This is a genomic window from Bacillus nitratireducens, from assembly GCF_001884135.1.
In the GTDB taxonomy this organism is placed as follows: Bacteria; Bacillota; Bacilli; order Bacillales; family Bacillaceae_G; genus Bacillus_A; species Bacillus_A nitratireducens.
On sequence record NZ_MAOC01000006.1, the window covers coordinates 1 to 399 of the forward strand.

Below are 399 nucleotides of genomic sequence, written 5' to 3' on the forward strand. Positions count from 1 at the left end.
GTAGAAGTGTAGTAAATACATTTCGAAAGAAGGCTACAGAAGCCGAGTTAAATCGTCGATTCAGTCCCTCAGGACTTAATAAAATTCCGGTAGAAGTTTCTAATTGACTACAAAGTTGAGTAAGAGAGGTTGTAGCGATTTGTTGATTTAACCATACACACAAAGATAAAAAATGGTGCCCATGGCACTTACGTTTTCGTTTCATTCCACCTGCTTCTATAGCTAATTGATTAAGTGTAGAGGGAGACATATATCGATATAACTCTTCGGCAAATAAAGACAGCTCTTGTTTTTGATGCATATTCATAAAAAGCACGTCACCCTTTCTCATTAACATAAGAGAATAGTAACGTGCTTTTAAGTTTAAGAATAGTCTAAATCCTTAAGTTGATGGATGTG

Annotated in this window: 1 pseudogene; it reads right to left on the minus strand. The window is 35.6% G+C overall.

The features are described 5' to 3' along the window. Nucleotides 1-307, minus strand: a pseudogene (locus tag BAU23_RS01430) (IS4 family transposase); the annotation flags it as partial. Nucleotides 308-399: the final 92 nt, after the last annotated feature.